Annotated in this window: 22 protein-coding genes; 3 read left to right on the top strand and 19 right to left on the bottom strand. The window is 41.7% G+C overall.

Annotated features, from left to right (window positions below; translation table 11 throughout):
* Positions 1-67 precede the first annotated feature (67 nt).
* The 19 genes from IM500_RS08195 to IM500_RS08110 all read right to left on the bottom strand — a co-directional run bounded on the left by IM500_RS08195 (position 68) and on the right by IM500_RS08110 (position 11,183).
* Complete coding sequence (locus IM500_RS08195; RefSeq protein ID WP_002731660.1) at positions 68-304, bottom strand: DUF4926 domain-containing protein; 237 nt, start codon at positions 302-304, stop codon at positions 68-70.
* Positions 305-316: 12 nt separating this feature from the next.
* Positions 317-565, bottom strand: coding sequence for a DUF6883 domain-containing protein (locus IM500_RS24450; RefSeq protein ID WP_353737727.1), 249 nt, complete (start codon positions 563-565; stop codon positions 317-319).
* Positions 510-809 (bottom strand): hypothetical protein, encoded by a 300-nt coding sequence (locus IM500_RS08190; RefSeq protein WP_287637752.1) that lies wholly within the window; start codon positions 807-809, stop codon positions 510-512. Before IM500_RS08190 ends, IM500_RS24450 begins: the two co-directional genes overlap by 56 nt.
* Positions 802-1,053, bottom strand: a complete 252-nt coding sequence (locus IM500_RS08185; RefSeq protein WP_002769519.1) for a hypothetical protein — start codon at positions 1,051-1,053, stop codon at positions 802-804. Before IM500_RS08185 ends, IM500_RS08190 begins: the two co-directional genes overlap by 8 nt.
* Before the next feature lie 36 nt (positions 1,054-1,089).
* On the bottom strand, positions 1,090-1,311 hold the full coding sequence (locus IM500_RS08180) for a DUF2283 domain-containing protein (protein WP_190357229.1): 222 nt from the start codon (positions 1,309-1,311) through the stop codon (positions 1,090-1,092).
* Positions 1,312-1,404: 93 nt separating this feature from the next.
* Complete coding sequence (locus tag IM500_RS08175; RefSeq protein WP_004158042.1) at positions 1,405-1,617, bottom strand: hypothetical protein; 213 nt, start codon at positions 1,615-1,617, stop codon at positions 1,405-1,407.
* Complete coding sequence (locus tag IM500_RS08170) at positions 1,614-2,090, bottom strand: type II toxin-antitoxin system VapC family toxin (RefSeq protein ID WP_190357228.1); 477 nt, start codon at positions 2,088-2,090, stop codon at positions 1,614-1,616. Before IM500_RS08170 ends, IM500_RS08175 begins: the two co-directional genes overlap by 4 nt.
* 255 nt (positions 2,091-2,345) lie before the next feature.
* A complete protein-coding gene (locus IM500_RS08165; protein WP_287691851.1) occupies positions 2,346-2,585 on the bottom strand; it encodes a type II toxin-antitoxin system HicA family toxin in 240 nt (79 codons plus the stop codon).
* A complete protein-coding gene (locus tag IM500_RS08160; RefSeq protein WP_287691849.1) occupies positions 2,585-2,806 on the bottom strand; it encodes a type II toxin-antitoxin system HicB family antitoxin in 222 nt (73 codons plus the stop codon). The genes IM500_RS08165 and IM500_RS08160 overlap by 1 nt, the downstream gene beginning before the upstream one ends.
* 125 nt (positions 2,807-2,931) lie before the next feature.
* On the bottom strand, positions 2,932-3,132 hold the full coding sequence (locus tag IM500_RS08155; RefSeq protein WP_044000077.1) for a ssr2422 family thylakoid membrane protein: 201 nt from the start codon (positions 3,130-3,132) through the stop codon (positions 2,932-2,934).
* A 135-nt stretch (positions 3,133-3,267) separates the two neighbouring features.
* Complete coding sequence (locus tag IM500_RS08150; protein ID WP_287234899.1) at positions 3,268-3,684, bottom strand: aspartyl protease family protein; 417 nt, start codon at positions 3,682-3,684, stop codon at positions 3,268-3,270.
* Between the two features lie 407 nt (positions 3,685-4,091).
* On the bottom strand, positions 4,092-4,298 hold the full coding sequence (locus IM500_RS08145) for a type II toxin-antitoxin system HicB family antitoxin (RefSeq protein WP_125730847.1): 207 nt from the start codon (positions 4,296-4,298) through the stop codon (positions 4,092-4,094).
* 5 nt (positions 4,299-4,303) lie between these two features.
* Positions 4,304-4,513, bottom strand: a complete 210-nt coding sequence (locus IM500_RS08140) for a DUF6887 family protein (protein WP_287738101.1) — start codon at positions 4,511-4,513, stop codon at positions 4,304-4,306.
* Positions 4,514-4,594: 81 nt separating this feature from the next.
* Complete coding sequence (locus tag IM500_RS08135; RefSeq protein WP_002795818.1) at positions 4,595-4,867, bottom strand: type II toxin-antitoxin system RelE family toxin; 273 nt, start codon at positions 4,865-4,867, stop codon at positions 4,595-4,597.
* A complete protein-coding gene (locus IM500_RS08130; RefSeq protein WP_287738100.1) occupies positions 4,854-5,066 on the bottom strand; it encodes a RelB antitoxin-like protein in 213 nt (70 codons plus the stop codon). The genes IM500_RS08135 and IM500_RS08130 overlap by 14 nt, the downstream gene beginning before the upstream one ends.
* Before the next feature lie 44 nt (positions 5,067-5,110).
* The gene (locus IM500_RS08125) at positions 5,111-6,598 is read right to left on the bottom strand and encodes a GUN4 domain-containing protein (protein ID WP_287738099.1); all 1,488 of its coding nucleotides are present in this window, start codon (positions 6,596-6,598) and stop codon (positions 5,111-5,113) included.
* On the bottom strand, positions 6,598-6,984 hold the full coding sequence (locus tag IM500_RS08120) for a Pepco domain-containing protein (RefSeq protein ID WP_353737900.1): 387 nt from the start codon (positions 6,982-6,984) through the stop codon (positions 6,598-6,600). Before IM500_RS08120 ends, IM500_RS08125 begins: the two co-directional genes overlap by 1 nt.
* A 151-nt stretch (positions 6,985-7,135) precedes the next feature.
* The gene (argZ, locus tag IM500_RS08115) at positions 7,136-9,247 is read right to left on the bottom strand and encodes a bifunctional arginine dihydrolase/ornithine cyclodeaminase (RefSeq protein ID WP_287738097.1); all 2,112 of its coding nucleotides are present in this window, start codon (positions 9,245-9,247) and stop codon (positions 7,136-7,138) included.
* 172 nt (positions 9,248-9,419) lie between these two features.
* Positions 9,420-11,183 carry an SWIM zinc finger family protein gene (locus IM500_RS08110; protein ID WP_287738096.1) on the bottom strand — a complete coding sequence of 588 codons (1,764 nt, stop codon included), beginning with the start codon at positions 11,181-11,183 and terminating at the stop codon, positions 9,420-9,422.
* Between the two features lie 115 nt (positions 11,184-11,298).
* Between IM500_RS08110 and IM500_RS08105 the strand changes: the two genes are divergently transcribed.
* The 3 genes from IM500_RS08105 (at position 11,299) to IM500_RS08095 (ending at position 12,843) form a co-directional block, all read left to right on the top strand.
* Positions 11,299-11,580, top strand: coding sequence for a ParB N-terminal domain-containing protein (locus IM500_RS08105; RefSeq protein ID WP_287738095.1), 282 nt, complete (start codon positions 11,299-11,301; stop codon positions 11,578-11,580).
* A gap of 13 nt (positions 11,581-11,593) precedes the next feature.
* Entirely contained in the window at positions 11,594-12,286 is a 693-nt protein-coding gene (locus IM500_RS08100) for a helix-turn-helix domain-containing protein (RefSeq protein ID WP_061433420.1), read from the top strand.
* Positions 12,287-12,465: 179 nt separating this feature from the next.
* Positions 12,466-12,843: a hypothetical protein gene (locus tag IM500_RS08095; RefSeq protein ID WP_242034641.1), complete on the top strand. Its 378-nt coding sequence runs from the start codon at positions 12,466-12,468 to the stop codon at positions 12,841-12,843.
* The last annotated feature ends 379 nt before the right edge of the window (positions 12,844-13,222 follow it).

The following is a 13,222-nucleotide window of genomic DNA, read 5'->3' as shown; positions in this document are numbered from 1 at the left end:
GCTTGAGAGTAACAAACTGAAAACAGTCGTCATCCCTGGGGACATACATAAAAAAAGAATAACAGAATTATATAATTTGAAATTCATCCTGTTTAAGATTTTGAATCGATTCAATCTTGGAAACTTCTACAGCGATAACTGTATAGGCTTTTCCCTGATTATTTAACACTTCTAAAACATAGCCATCCTCTTGGCCTTCGGGTCGAGGACAATAATCCACGATAATCGCGTGAGTGCCACGAGACAAATTAGATTCTGGCAAATCTTCGGTTAATTGAACTTCGGAAAACATATCAAATTTCATAGTCTAACTCTTTTAATCTGGTAATAAAGTCACAAATCTTGTTTCTTTCGTAAGTGAGTCGATAATCCAATAGGTAGAGACTCGTAAGTTTATCCCGTTGACCCCTTGTAAAAGTCCTTTAATTTCATAAATATCACCGAACTTTGTTTGTTTATTTAAGGTGGCCTCGTTGAGAAGAATACGTCTTAAATCTTGTTCCAAATTATTATTGATAAGCTGAATCGTGATCGGAATGTAAAGAAAGTATTCGTAAATAATCACCTTCTCTAGCAGCAATTGCTCTACATTTTTGCGTGATTCTAAAACTGTACAATTTTTCTCCTTTTTGACCTTTTTTAGAATTAATTTTCTCCCATTTTAATCCTTGATCTTGATATAACTGCTCCCAAGTTAGTTGAGAAATTTTCCTGAAAGTTTTCAGAGCGGATGATGCTTCACTTTTGGGTAAATTGAATAAATCTCGCTGAAAAATTGGATTGTTCAGATCAAGTAAAACCTTACTCATTATTTTCAAGTTTGCTCTCTAGGGATTCTAGATCTGATAACTGCGGTGGATGATTAGCATTCCATGCGAGAGCCTGATCTAATTTTTCTCGAAAAGGCGATCGATTTATCCAGTCTTCGTTTACGGGAGAGCGATCGAGTAAATTTTGATAAAACTCATTCCACAGTTGACCCCATTCTTTTAGATCGATAACAACTGCTGTTTTTTCTCCTGTTTCATCGACAATATACTGAATACCTTTCATGATTTAAATTGTTGTGAGATGGATATTAACTAATAACTATATTTCAATCAATTCACGAGAAGATATGGATTTTGCAAGTTCTTGTCTAGCATCTTCCGATAGAGAACAACCAAAATCTAGAATCTCGATTAAAACTAACTGATCGTCCTCGGAATAATGTAATATTGTTTTCCCTTCCTCCTCTGCGTAAGCAATTGGATTATTGTTTAACTCAATTAATAAAGCATCCACATCTGGGCTATAGTGTATCTTGTTCACCAAATTCCTCTAATTGTTATCGCCCTAACTCTTGTGTTGGCAATGAATTGGCAATTAATCAGAATCAATCTATAGCGTTTCGCTCAAGCCAACCTAAGAGGCTGTTGTGTTGGCGTTGAAAGCTTTGGTGTGTTCTTCTCGAATTTTATGAATTTCTTCAGCATACTTGAGAGTAAACCCGTAGGATTCCGCAGCCTTTTCCGCAGCAATGCGAGACTTAACTAAATAGTCATGGATAGACGTGCATTCCTCCGATAATCTTGTTTGAGTTTTATCTTTTTCTTGCAAAATCTCTGAGTGGATCATAAGTTATTCTCCTCTTTGAATAGTTCAAGTGGTGTGATAATTTCAGGTGTTGACAAATCAAGGCGGGCATTGATAACGCGAATATGCTTCCGTTTGTTAGCATTCGCTAGGTGGTTGCAATTCCAAGTAACGAGATATTGAATGTCGAAATAGCTGGCATAGGCAAGATGTAGAGCGTCGCCCACAAGAGACCTTGGCATGACATAGTTGGCAAGATAAAACTCGACAACTTGTTCAAGAGCAGAAGTCGGCGGTAGTAAAGGAATCGTCGAAACCAAATGAATAATTTCAGCTTTACGCGGATAGTTTCCGTTGGTTAGTTCTTGAAGCACGGCATCCGAAATATATAAATCATAATAACTGGACATCTCCGACCACCACTTCCTTGTGATTTCGGTAAAAGTTTTTAGAGCTTCACGCTCATCAAAGTAATAACTCGGAACCGTGGAATCCAAGTACACTTTTTCTTTCATGATAATAACTGATCGACAAGACTAAATCAAAGCCTGAAGCAGCCGTATGGTAGCCCCCTCTATTCTACTATCCTATCTCTGTAACGAAGTTGTTGCACTGTCATGCTTGACCTCGATCATCTCTCAGAGCAATCGCACTTGGACTCGATCGCATTGAAGCTTCTCCATTTTATCCCAAACATTAGCGGTGCTTTACACGCGCGTTTTCGCACCCTACAAGATCTACAGAATTGGCGATAGCAAGTTATATTTTGGTTAGCTTCGATTGTAAGAGTTGATAAATTCTTCACGAGAAATACCTATTTGTGTACAGATAGCTCTTAAAGTACCACTTTTGATTTGGGGTTGGTTAGGCATCACAAGTGGAGTTTTAGTACCATCTTGATTATCTCTAGCCATGACAATATGCTCTCGTTCACGAACCAGACAAAACCCTAAAATTTCAAAGGCTCTGATTACCCGTTTTTTAGGAGCATCGACTGGAAATTTTGCCATCAGATAGCGATTCCTGCTTCAGCAATAAAAATCTCTAGAGGAGATGTATCTTCTAAGCCTTTTTCACCAAATTCCTCTAAGTAGCAAACAAGAGCAGACTTAACATCTGCTAAGACTTCCTCATAGGTTTCTCCTTGTCCGACAACCGCTCCTGTTATGCCAATCGGATAGGCGACGTAGCCATCAGGATGCTTTTCAATGACGATTTTGAATTGTCTCATTATTATTTGTAGAATTAGGTTTCGCTATCTTGATAATATCGTAGAAATAACCTCGATATATAATTCATAACTCACCATCATTAAAGTTAGCGGTGCGTTACACTACGTTAACTACAAGATCGGCACTATTTACCTAGCACAGTTGAGACAATCACAGTTACAGTAGCGGCTGCAATTAAGCTAAACGCTAACTGAACTACCCATTGTGTAGCTTTTTGATAGTTATCGAATTTTTGGTTAAATTGCTCAACTTCCTTTTTTAATTCTCGTAACTCAGTGAGTATCTGTTGTTGGTTGTCTTGAGTATCGTCAGTTGTCAATGTCATGGGAAATTCAAGGGTTTGTACTGTTTGCTATTTCAGATCTTAATCTATCTTGATTGATAACCCACCATGATTAAAGTTAGCGGTGCGTTACACGCGCGTTTTCGCACCCTACAAGATCAGCGATCGCCGTGCATTTTAGGATTTAGGGCAGATTTCAAAAACAAGTTGTGAACGATAGAAGCAGACATCAAATTCTAGAAAAAAATTCATCCGACCCAGTAGTAAAGGTGTATCATCAGACAAGCTCCAAGCAAAAACCAGCCGGACTGGGTTGAAATTACCAATCTGTGCCGAAACCAGTAAACCTCGCGCCTCGATCGAAGCCAAATTACCAGCTAAGATGACAGAGGTTGTCTGCTCTTCCCAAATCGCACCAAGTTGAGCTCCAGCGCTGTACGGTAAGACATTAACACTTGCACCCGTGTCTAACAGTGCTGAAAACTCTACGGATCTATCTTGGTATGTCAGAGATATAGGTAGTTGAGGCAAGGCATCGGGGACACCAAACCCATCGAATCCTTCGGTAAAGTTAAATCGTTGGGCGTTACGCATTGTGCGTTGCTTGTTCCGAATCTAGGAGTTGAGCAAGTTTCTGCGCCGCTGCGTGTGAATTAAGCGGCGACGAGAGTAAATATGTTGCTCCTGGCTGTAGGCTTGGCTCCTCGTCCTTACTTAGTTCTGCGATCAGAAATTGCATCACCTTCAACTTGTCTGCACGAGGCAGACTTCTCAAAGTAGGGAATAGCTCTGCTATAGTCATCTGGCTTAGAGGATTGCATTACCTTTCCATTTTCTCATAAAGCTATCTATTCACCGTGGAAATTTATCATAACTGAGCCATTTTCGATCCACTATTGTTTCGTTCAACCCCACCTACAAGATCTGCATTTGAGCATTAGTAATATGTTTACAGTTCCATGTTAACAGATAAAAGTTGCGGACAGGATGCAGGTGATCGGTTACGCTTCGATATACTGGCAATAGGTGGCTGGTTGGGGAATTGGCAGCCCTTGCTCTTGTAAACCATCCAGATGAAATTGAATCGCTTCTTTCATATTTTCTGTGATTTCCTCTAGGGTTTTACCGGTAGTAACACAACCGGGTAAATCGGGAACATAAGCGGAATAGTTATTTTCAGCTTTTTCGATAATAATCGCATAACACACGATTTCTATTCCTCAATTATTTGATTTAATTTTTCCTTGAAAATCGTTTCTATTTCTTTATAGGACATCGTTTGAGGTGCGGGATATTTAAACCAGTCTTTTTTTCGGCTTAATAATACTTCTAGTGCTTCACTAAAAATAGCTTCTTCGTTTCGATGTTCCGAAAGATACTGACGGAGTTCTGCGTTAGTCATTTCCGCAGGTGATTTTTTCATAATTCAAAGTTCCAATTTCCCTGTTCATCAATTCAAATGATTAGAAAGCAATTGACAGATAAAGATAGCGGTATCTTTCTATCAAGGAAAAGTTTTGTAAATTTCTCTACGATGTGCGACCCGTTGACAGATGATGGTTTGATTGGGTTTATCAATAGTCAGGCCAATCCTATAATCTGCAACTCTAATTTTATATTTATCTTTATGTCCTTTCATTTTATCGAGATAGCCTAATTCAAAAGGATTGTCAGTTTCTAATTCGGAAAATACGATCAACTCAACGCGAGATTGTATGTCTTTTGGCAAAGAGGTTAATTCTTTTAAAAATCTCTTGTTGTATTCAACCTTCCACATTTTTATTTTTAAGCGATTCTAAATATTGCCAGGCTTTTTCTTTGTCTAGGATTTGATCATTTTCAACTTCTTCGATGAGTTTTTCTAGTCCGTAATCCTCTAGGATTTCTTCGATTTTTTCAAATTCAGCAATGGGAATCTGAACGGCAATCGGCTTTTGATCTTTGTCTAATACATAGCTTTTGTTAATTTCTAGCATTTGGTTTTCCCTCCGATACAATTCTTAAAAATTGGCTGTTACCTTTATATGTTACATTTTACAAGTCTCGACGCGAGAGAAGAGACACCCCACCACCGTCCGGGATTATGTACTCTCAAAATACGGGATTGTAACGGGAGGTGTCCTAGAGGTGCTTTTAGGTCTCTAGTAATATCTTTGTAGTATATCCATCTATCATTCACTCGCCAGCCTACTCTATCTCCGAAAGCGTTCCAAACTCTTTCATTATACTCCTGCGTCCCACCGAGTTCGCGGTAAATTTTCGCCTGCACGGAAAAACCAAAGCGACCGCCACTATATTTAACCCATAATTGGTCAATGGTTCGCAAATCCTCGCAGGGAAAATTATCGATATCCTCTACCTGTAGCCATCCTTCTTTTGTGCGATTGGCTACCTGTAGCATCACTCTTGCGGTTTCTTCGTCCGCTTCTTTCCATTGCTGCCGTCTTAATAAATCTTCTAAGTTCCGATAATCGATTCCTTTGGCACTTTTTAGTTCGATTTCTTCCAGTTTCGGTGCTGCGGGTTTCGGGGTTTCTGTTATCGTTTTCGCCGACTCACCATTTATCGGTTCCGTTTTAGGGGACGGTGGGACGGGTTGTTGTGCTAATTTTCGATTAATTCTGTCGTAATCTTGCCAGTATTTAGGTCTGGTTGTATCCAAAGCCAGAACTCGTCTCATCAACTGTCGCGCTTCCTCTAGCTTTCCCTCCACTTCCAACTCTAAAGCTTCCACTCGCAATAACTCTATATCGGGAGTCTTTGCCTGTTTCGGTAACAGAATCAGATGATTTTTATAATGCGGTTCGACAATAGAATGGAGGGTTTGCGGGGGTTTGTTGTGTTGTCGGTTGATTTCTGGAATCCTTTCGCGGAGACGATTACAGAGTCTTTCTACCGTAGCGCAGTTATTTTCTCCTTGGATTCGTAAAGCCTCTAGAAGTGAATAGGTAAAGGAACCCTGTTGTAGTTCGGGAATTTCGTAGGATTCCTCCGTCGGACTACAGGAAGCGATGGTTATCACTCCCTGTTGCGTCTGCCAGCCTGCGGATTTATTTCTAAAATCGTTCTCGTTGCGACAGGCATCGAGAAAGAGAATGATATTATCCGCGCCACATCTCCGTAAACGTTGGGTAACGTAATTGAGGGAAATGGTCGTCTGTTCGATTAAGGTCGGGTGTCCCTCGCTGGGAACGAGGTAATCCTGTCCCTGATGGCGTAATCCGTGGCCACTGAAGAAAAACCAGAAATTATCGCCGGTTTCCAAGCGTTGCGACTCGAAAAAGTCGTGCAGGAAAGCCATTAGGTTTGTGTACGTCGGTTTCGTCTCCTGTTGGGAACCATTCGGCGCGGTTATTGGGTCAGACTCATCGGTAAACAGGAAAACTTCCTCAAAATTAATCTCGTCACGACAATAACGCGCCATCTCTACCGCGTCCTGCTTGGCACATTTGAGCGGTGTCAAGCGCTTATATTGATTTATCCCGATAATTAATCCATGATTCGCCATTAGTCCGCAGTCGGTGTGTTTTTCTCGTCTCGCTTGAATTTTAGGGTTAATCCGCCTTTAGTGCCGGTCTTAATCCCCGTCCCTAACAATTTTACTTCACCTTCTCCGGTAATCTCTACGCAAAGCTCTACTTCATCGAGTTTAAAACCGGTTTGTTGGTTGACCTGTTTCTGCGCTTGATTGAAGACTTTGCCGATAAGCTGGAGAAAATGGGATAGTTCTGTCTCTAGCTTCTCTATGCTCACTTTTACGCCGCGAGTCGCAGCTGCGGTGATAATTTTCTTCGTGTCCCAGGGATTGTCATAGGTGTCGTTTCCTTTGGCATCTTTATCGGGGGTGACGGGGGTATCTTCTGCGGTGATAATCCAAATAGTTTCTTCTGGCATAGCGTTCTTGTTTTTCGGCAATGGTTCTCCTTTATTATTCTAGTTACCCATTGCTAACTCACCTATAGAGATAGGGGTTAACTACAGAAACCAAAAAAGGGGGTTTAAATACCCCCAAAGCTCATAAGTTGTATGTTTTAGAGTATTGGTTTTAAACCGTTTCTACCAAGGGACGGGTTAACTTATCCAACTGTTGGGTTAACAGACTCAGGAATAAACCCACATCGGTGACAATACCCACGGATTCTACGGAACCTCGATCGCTTAATTTTGTCACCACGGCCGGGTTAATATCAACACAGACCATTTTTACCCCCGCCGGTGTCATATTGCCCACACCGATGGAATGGAGCATACTAGAGAGCATGAGAATCATGTCGGCACCTTGAATTAAGCGGGAATATTCTTCCTGTGCTTTAATTAAATCCATCTCCGTATCCGGAAGCGGACCATCATCGCGAATTGAACCGGCCAAACTGAAGGGGACATTATTCTTGACGCATTCATACATTACGCCTTTTGTCAATACCCCGGCCGATACAGCTTTGGCGATGCTGCCGTGGCGACGGATGAGGTTGATAATCTTGAGGTGGTGACGATGGCCACCGCGCACGGGGATGCCTTTCTGCATATCCACCCCTAAAGAAGTACCCATGATCGCCTGTTCCATGTCGTGAACTGCGATCGCATTTCCCCCCAGTAAAGCGTGAACGTAACCATCGCGGATTAAACGGGAGAGATGTTGCGCTCCTCCAGTGTGAATGACCACCGGACCTGCCGTTACTGCCACTTTACCGCCCTGGTCGCGAATTTTACGCATTTCCCAGGCAATCTGCTCGACGGTTAACTCGACTCGGCGCTCGCTGGAAACCCCCGCACCCATAAAGGTAAATTCCTGAGTGCTGTTGCGTTGTTCCCTGGATTCCGCCTGTCGGATAGTACGGATGCCCTCAACTCCCACCATAACGCGATCGCCAGCTTTTAAATCCCGCAGCAGAGTACATTTTGCCGTTTTGCCTTCCGGACTTTCAGTGACGACGATGGCTGCATCCATGCGTTGATTTTCCACCCGCACCCATTCACAGTTAACCCGCACTTCCGTGGGATAGATGGTGCTGACATAAAAATCATCGGGAGCGACCCCATCTTGTGCCACCACTGCGGTATTGACATCACAGATTTCTTGGGGACGAGCGGCCGCACCGAGGTCGATCAATTGTACCATGATCTCCTCCATTACCTCGTGAGAGGGTGCAGAAACCCGCACTTCGGCCGAGGAGGTACTTTGGCGCTCAATCCCTAAGGTGAAGTTTAAAACCTTGAAGCTGCCCCCATTTCCCACCACAACATCGAGAGCTTTATTCATAATTCCCGCGTCGAGCAGATGACCTTCTAACTGGAGAATGCGACTTTCAATGGTGACATTTGCGTGATGGTCTGGAATTAAGGGTTCCGTGGTACGCAGGGTTAAACATTTGGCCGCACCTCCTGCTTTTAAGAACTCCGTCAGGGGAGTTTGTACCACTTCAAAGCTTTTTGATGCTAACTTATGTTGTAAATCGTCACTAATTTTATTCATGACGATTACTTGACCGATATTCACAGCATTACAAGCAAAGTTAACCGCATCAGCTTCTTCAACGATAATGCGTTTTTCTTCGGGAATTTTTAACTCAATTAACCGATTAGAATAGGCATCAAAAGCATCGGGATAGTAGAGTAGATAACCGCCACTAAGGGGACAAAAACAGGTATCAAGGTGATAGAAACGTTCATCGATTAAACGTAGGGATAAAACCTCAATATCGAGCCATTTAGCGATTAAAGGGTGGGAATCTAACTCAGTTCTGAAGCCATATCCTGCCCATAACCAGCGTCCTTCCCGATCTAATAGTGCGTCTCCTGCACCTTCAAAGGGTAAATCTTTTGGCAGTTCGTGAACCGTAAAACCGTTATCTTCAAACCACTGCTTAAAATAGGGTTCTTCTCCCTGTCTTTCTTTGTGTAAAAAGCGACTGAGAACGACTATTTTTTCCAGAACTAAACCTGCATTAGCGGTAAAAACCATGTCGGGCCAGCCTTTTTCTGGTGGGACTAAATCCACAAGCGCCCGATCTTTGAGAACATGATAAAGCTGCTGCCATTGTTGCCTAGCTTTTTCCTGGGAAGATTTGTGAATGTTGCCCTCCATCCAGGGATTAATCACATAATCCACATCGTAATGATCGGGAGAACACATCAAAAAGCGAATAGTTTCAGTCATATTTTTTGACAATGAATATTCAGTATAAGTAGTCTGGAGATAAGTTTAGACCAATCTTCCATTATACTCTACTTTGCGTCGAAACATCACAGACTTAAGATTAGGACAATTACCGCTCTACAAGCTAAAAACAGCCCGGTTTTAGCCGATAACTGACGGCTAGAAGCTTAAATTATTGTAAATCCTGATATTTGAATAACCCCATAAATTTCGATTTGCGTCCGTGTTCCTTAATTAAACTTTCTCGATAGGTTTGCCATTCTTCCCGTCTTCCCGACATATAAAAGGCATTACGAGCTTTTTTTAGCCATTTAATCGCTTCTTCGTAGCGATCAGCCTTTTTTTCGTCGAGTATCTTTTCCGCAGGAGGACGCGCGCGATCGATCACCCAGTTAGGATCGACGGTAGCAGCCGCATCCATTATCCGCCAAATTAGGTGAGACTGCACATAGGAATTATCAGAAACGACTTTAATTGCATCTCTAACTAAATTTTCGTGGAGAAATATATCGATTTTAGCCTCTGTGGAACGTCCACCGCTAAACTCGCGCAAGTAATCTAACAAGTCTAATTTTAAATCAGACCAATCTTCCCCCGCTAAAGACTCAATTTTTTGGTAATGGGAAAAGGAAGGTTGGTCTTGAAATGCCTTAATTCTAGCAGCCAAAGCTGTATCTATATCCCCTAAAGATTGCGCTAGTTCACTTGTCCAGAGAGCTAATTGATAATAATAATTCCCTGGGAAATTTAGACCACTTCGGGCAATTATTAGGGCGGATTCTGGTGCGGATTCATCCCGTAAAGCTTTGGCAAAAAAGAAGGCTTCATCGTTTTTAGTTATCATGTTTTTTGCCGCTGCCATCGCTTCATCAATGCGATCAAGATAGACTAACTTAGTTAGGTATTCTACCACTTGTCCTGAAGCTAAAGCTAGATTCAAATACTCCTGATCTTTTTCCTGTTTCTCGAAAATTTCTAAGCGAATAGAAGTTAATGTTTGGGCATAATAAGGGATATTCCCTGACCACATTTCTGAAAAATTAGCCGATTCTCCCCGTAAAATCTTCTCTAAAACTGGATCGTCCCATCCCTGTTGTAAGGCTGCTAAACTCATCTCAAAATCGGCACTCCATTCATGCTGCCATTGCTCGATTTTTTCCCTTAAATCTTGCTTTTCTTGGGGATTAAATTCTTTACTTAAAATTGCCCCAGTTAAAACTCGATCGATTCTAGCACTTAAATCATCATTAACAGCACCGTAATCTTCTAAATTATCCCATTCCTCGATACAGGCGCTAATAATTGCTTCTAAAATAGCGATCGCATTATCCGGTTCTCCCTTTTGATAATAATCTTGGGACTCATCCACTAGGGCATAAATTTCATTAGAAATTGGATCTTCTTCGTAGTAATCTTCTTCGATCGCTCGCAGGGATTGCCGCAGTTCATTACGGACAGTATTACGATAAGCTTTGACATTAATAGTTATCTTCCCTCCCGCTTTATTAACTGGGGTAGCTGGCAATAAAAACTTATCAATTGTCTCGATAATTTCTGGGTGTTTAGCCACTAAATGATTAAGTAATTTTCTTAATTTACTTTCATCGATTGGTGTCAATAACTCCTCTAGGGAGGCTTTTTTAATAATTAATTCTGGTTGACGATAACAGGTTAATAAAACCGCCACAATATGCTTACACCAACCCTCGTAATCGTAGGGACAGGAGCAGGAGACATTCTCAAGATTATCTTGGTTAAAATCCATGGCAACTCGATAGGGTTTAACCTCACTACCATTCACTAAAGCTTGCAGATTTTGCCCCCGTTGCCAAAGAGAAATAACTGCACCGTTATCGTAATAATATTGACCGCGCTGATAGGAAGCATTGGTGGTATTTTTCTGGATAATTTTTTCATTGATAGGAGGAATAGTCATAGTCAAAAAAGGAGAGGATTGGGTGATAAAATCTTGTCTGTGTCAAGAAAACTGCCAGCACCGAGACAGACCACTGCATCAGCAACCGAGTCCACTTATCTTCAGTTTAGCCTAAATGTGCTATAGTAAAAACACTATGGAAATTAAAAACATTCCTCTGTCCCAAATTCGTCGTCCTTTACCGCGACAAACCGATCCCGAAAAAGTTAATCAGTTGATGCAATCGATCGCTGAGGAGGGATTACGAGAGCCGCTCGATGTTTTGGAGGTGGATGGTAACTACTACGGTTTTTCCGGTTGCCATCGCTTTGCCGCTCATCAGCGTCTCGGTAAAGAAACAATTCTCTGTCGAGTTCGTCGCGCTCCTAAATCCGTTTTAGCTAAACACATCGCTTAAGCTGAGAAGTCCCATGAATGAGTCCTTATATAAATATCATCGGCAAAAATTAGAGCAGTTAATGGCAGAAATTGGCTGTAAAAATCTGGAAGAATTGAGTCGGTTATCGGGTCTATCTTCTTGGCAATTGCAGAGAGTTCGCCATGGCTTAATCGCCAAATTATCCTCTGAATCTTTGGTGAAATTAGCTAATGCGCTGCAGCTGCCAGTTAGCGATCTTCTCGCTCATTTTCAAATCCCGACGATGGGGACAGAGGATCGTTCAGGGGAATCAAAAATTCTCGAACAAGAGTATCAAAATTTACAGCAAAAATTAGACAAGCAAAAAGAAGAATTAGCCGCAGAATTTCAACGTCAAAGCATCGAAGCGATCGAATCTTGGTTAGTTCAATGGCCTACGGCCGAGGCCGTTGCCCGCAAAAATCCCGACCTAGCAGCCGTCAAAATCCTCTCCCTAGTTAAACCGATTATGCAGTTACTGGAGCGCTGGGGAGTGCAACCAATTGACAGTGTCGGTGATCATGTGAGTTATGATCCGCAAATCCATCAATTGATCGATGGTCAAGCAGCAATCGGTACACCCGTTCTAGTGCGTTATCGGGGCTATCGTCATGGGGAAAAACTACTTTATCGTGCTAGAGTGAGTTTAATTAAAGTAGAAATGCCGGAAATTCAACCAGCAGAAACAGAAAATGTCACCGCTTAAAGTGGTAATTCTTGCAGAGCTTTGGTGCTGTGAAAAATTCCCCCGTGGTCTGCTTTTATCGAAAAAATCGGGTCTAAAACCTCGCCTTAAGGCGAAAAGTTTTTGGAGCGGGGCATAAATCCCCATTACAAAACTAATGGCTACTTGATAACCGCCCCCTGAACGGTTAAAACGATATCATGGGTGATTTATTCGGAGAAAAAAATATGTCATACTACGATGACTGTTTTGACCACATTACTGATCCTGTCCAACGGAATTCTGTTCGCCAGCAATGGTTACAGATGCTTGACGGAGGTTTATCTGTTGCCGATGTTAGGATGCTCCTAGATAAGTACCCAGATTTTCGGTTTGCAATTAGTCGGTGGATTTCCGAAAAACCTATAAGTCTCGGTTTTCATTATGGTACAATGGACAGGTTAAAAGATTTTGTTGCTACTTTGCCTGAGTTTAAAGATGTATTTGATAAGTATGTTTCTAAACTTGAGAAGGAGGATCCAGAAAAGGAAATTGAGAAACTTGCCACAATATTTCCTCAGTTTAAAAAAACTAGCTGAACAGTACATAAAAAGTCTCGAAGAGACTAGAAAATGGCTGGAAGAACAACGAGAAATACAACACCAAATAGCAATGAGGGAATATGACTATGCATACCAAAAATGGATGGAAGAGTCTCAAGAAATGGAGAGGAAAGCACAGGAACAAATGAACAAATATTGGCTCTAAATTCCTTGAAAAGCCCAAACTTTACAGCCATAGGTTGGGTTGAGCAATAATAACTCTTGTCTGTCAAAATATGGGACTTAGGCGTTTTCGGTCAGCAAAAAAGGCTCAAACCATTACGGGACAAAGGGTTAACCTCGATTTATGATTTTCCTTGATCTATCTGGGTTTCAGCGATTTTGGGCTTCTCGAAGTAAATCCCAAGCGGGGATT

Origin of the sequence: Microcystis sp. M179S2, from assembly GCF_020245805.1 — a bacterium.
Lineage (GTDB): Bacteria > Cyanobacteriota > Cyanobacteriia > Cyanobacteriales > Microcystaceae > Microcystis > Microcystis aeruginosa.
This window is presented reverse-complemented; position numbering and strand designations above follow the sequence as displayed.